This window comes from Bacillus rhizoplanae (assembly GCF_917563915.1).
GTDB lineage: Bacteria > Bacillota > Bacilli > Bacillales > Bacillaceae_G > Bacillus_A > Bacillus_A rhizoplanae.
In genome coordinates this window covers 1-2,643 of sequence record NZ_CAKJTI010000070.1, presented here as the reverse complement: position 1 = coordinate 2,643, position 2,643 = coordinate 1, and the positions used below count along the sequence as shown (strand labels likewise).

Below are 2,643 nucleotides of genomic sequence, written 5' to 3'. Positions count from 1 at the left end.
TCGGGCCAGATTGTTGAGGAACGTTTTCAATAAAATTGGATATTTCTGTTGAAATATAGAGTAAGATTGTGAAGTTTCTCACTTAAACTAACGGGGCAGTTTAGTTGCATAAGAAAATTGTATTAACCAAAAAGGAAATTAACTTGATTTTCTTTTAAACGAACAAATGATAAAAGTTTAATTTTTTTATTACAATATTTATTTTGCTTATTTTTTTGTAAAAATATTTTGCCATTTACATAAAACATGTAAAGTAATTAAAGAGTTTGTTAAGAATCCTGTAATTTCATTGAACTTTAATGGTTTTTCTCTAAGATGGAAAAGGTAATCTATTATTATAGGAGGACTAAAGACTATGAAAAAATGCTTGGCTGTTTTAACCCTTATTGCTTCTGTTTTCATGCTATCTTTTACAAATGTTTTTGCAGCTGCCGGGGAAGGCAATTCATCTTTATCTAACCAAGAGATTGTGGTTCCTCTTGCAAAAGCTCACGCACATAATGATTACGAGCATACTCGTCCATTAACAGATGCTCTGGAACATGGATTTACCAGTGTAGAAGCTGATGTTTGGCTTGTTGATGGAGAACTCCTTGTTGCCCATGATAAAGAAGATATTCGACCAGATCGAACATTGAAATCACTCTATCTTGACCCATTGAAGAAAAGAGTGAAAGACAATAATGGAGCCGTCTATCCAGGATACGATAAAGAGTTTACCTTATGGATCGACGTGAAGTCGGAGGATGCCGCGACCTATCAAGTGATCCATGAACAGCTTACAAAATATCAAAATATGCTTACAAAGTTTTTGCCTTCAGGGGTGAAACCGGGGGCGATTACTGTCTATATTTCAGGGAACCGTCCAAAAGAACTAATGGAGAGCCAGCCCGTTCGCTATGCAGCTTATGATGGACGAATGAGCGACCTTGAATCAGGTGACTCCAATGAGTTTATGCCAATTATTAGTGATAACTGGACCAAATATTTTACATGGATGGGTGAAGGTGAAATGCCAAAAAGTGAAAGGGAGGAACTAAATCATATCGTTTCAACCGCTCATGCTAATGGCCAAAAAGTTCGTTTTTGGGCGACTCCTGACATCGCATCCCCAGCTAGAGATGCTGTATGGAAGGAACTGTTAAATGCTGGTGTTGATTTTATCAATACTGATGATTTAGCTGGGTTGCAGCTTTTCTTAATGAAAAATGATCCTCAGCCTTCTGAACCTAATATTACTTGGGAAACCACTAACAATAATAAATAAACGCTGAGGATTCAGTTGTCGGTTTGAAATAAAGTTGTACTGGTTATAAGAAAGTCGTACCGTTTATAAAAAAGATGTACTGTTTGTAAAAAAGTTTGATTAAAAATCCTGCTTGAAATGCAGGATTTTTCTTGTTCAACAATCAGGCCATTTTGTTGAATAAGAATTCTGAACAAAATTGGATATTTATATTAATAAACTAGTATGAGATTGTGAAAGAAATGTACTTAACTAACGTTGCAGGAATGTTGAATATCAGAGAGAATTTTTAGGTGGAAGAAGTGGTTTACATCGTGAGTGGAAGAGAATGTTATTTGTTCGTTTTAAATATAAAAGAATTTGTTTGGAGGGGAATTTGTAATGCAAAAGATACTCATTCTGGGTGCAAGTGGTCTTGTAGGAAGAGCTTTAATAGATGAATTTACTGATGAATTTGACCTATATGGAACGTATTTTTCTTCGTTAACTACCCTCCCTAATGATAAGCAATTCCAATTAGAAGTTCAGCAACTCGATAAGCTGAAAGAAATTATAAGGACAATTAAACCCAACATAGTGATTTCTTGCCTCAGAGGGGATTTTGATCAACAGCTCCTGTTTCATAAAGAATTAGCTATGGAATTACAAATTAAAAGTAGCCGTGTTTATTATTTTTCTACCACAAATGTATTTGATGGGGATATTTCAAGACCCCACACAGAAACAGATATACCTATTGCCGAATCAGATTATGGGAAGTTCAAAATTGAATGTGAAAACATGCTAAAAGAAACTTTGAATGAGCGAGTGATAATTATCCGAATCCCAGCAATATGGGGTAAGGATTCACCAAGATGGAATTTAATCAATGAAAGCATAAAAAATAATAAAGTGATAGATGTGTACAGCAATCTCGTATGTAACAATCTTTTGGATGTTCTGTTAGCAAAACAATTACGATTTATTATTGAAAATGATTTAAAGGGAATATTTCACTTAGGTTCAGTGGATGCGATGACTCAGAGCCAATTTTTTGAACAAATTATAAGTAAACTCGCAAGTGAAAAGAAAATATTACGATATCGTTTATATCAGGATAAAGTTGACACTTGTTACTTTAGATTAAATTCAAATCGTGATGATATCCCAAGCTCACTACAAAGTAAGAATCAAGATATTATTTCTTACTTGCTGGAATAAATGAGAAGTATGATATTGGGTTCTGGTGCAAAAATAAAATAAAAGAGAATAAAACGCATATATTCCTAATGGAATCCTATCTTATGCTGCAAGTCCAAACAATTGATGGATGAATTCTTTCTGATTTTGGACAGACTGGTTGGACTTATCCCCGTCAAGTAGACAACTGTAAAAAAGACTATGCAGCCATCGAAATT

At 34.4% G+C, this 2,643-nt stretch carries 2 protein-coding genes; both read left to right on the top strand.

Annotation, left to right across the window (positions count from 1 at the left end; translation table 11 throughout):
• Positions 1-355: 355 nt before the first annotated feature.
• Positions 356-1,267: a phosphatidylinositol-specific phospholipase C/glycerophosphodiester phosphodiesterase family protein gene (locus LRP84_RS22235; RefSeq protein WP_230577067.1), complete on the top strand. Its 912-nt coding sequence runs from the start codon at positions 356-358 to the stop codon at positions 1,265-1,267.
• A gap of 360 nt (positions 1,268-1,627) precedes the next feature.
• Complete coding sequence (locus LRP84_RS22230) at positions 1,628-2,446, top strand: sugar nucleotide-binding protein (protein ID WP_230577066.1); 819 nt, start codon at positions 1,628-1,630, stop codon at positions 2,444-2,446.
• Positions 2,447-2,643: the final 197 nt, after the last annotated feature.

Bases quoted from the DNA above. Each gene is read 5' to 3' on its own strand.
- LRP84_RS22235 (WP_230577067.1), top strand. From the start codon at position 356: ATGAAAAAATGCTTGGCTGTTTTAACCCTTATTGCTTCTGTTTTCATG.
- LRP84_RS22230 (WP_230577066.1), top strand. From the start codon at position 1,628: ATGCAAAAGATACTCATTCTGGGTGCAAGTGGTCTTGTAGGAAGAGCT.